This window comes from Methylobacterium sp. D48H (assembly GCF_053345715.1).
Genome location: NZ_JBKFAP010000172.1, coordinates 1 through 297 on the forward strand (window position 1 = coordinate 1; position 297 = coordinate 297).

At 68.7% G+C, this 297-nt stretch carries 1 protein-coding gene; it reads right to left on the minus strand.

All coding sequences use genetic code 11. From position 1 onward, the window contains the following. On the minus strand, positions 1–297 hold a 297-nt coding region (locus tag ACLBX8_RS32000; RefSeq protein WP_447716449.1), incomplete at both ends, for an efflux RND transporter permease subunit.

The following is a 297-nucleotide window of genomic DNA, read 5'->3' on the forward strand; positions in this document are numbered from 1 at the left end:
CGTGTCGTTGAGGAACGAGTTGGTCGTGTAGTCCTTCTGGCCCATCTCGACGCGGGCGATGTCCTTGACCCGGACGAGGCGCCCGTCCTGCGCCTTGATGATGTCCTCGGCGAACTGCTCGGGCGTCTTGAACCGCGCCTGCGACTGCACGACGAGCTGGAACGCCTCGCCCTTGGCGGCTGGCGGACCGTCCAGCTGGCCGGCGGCCACCTGCACGTTCTGCTCCTGCAGGGCCGCGGTGACGTCGGTGACCGAGAGGCCGTAGGCGGCGAGCTTGTTCGGGTCGACCCAGACGCG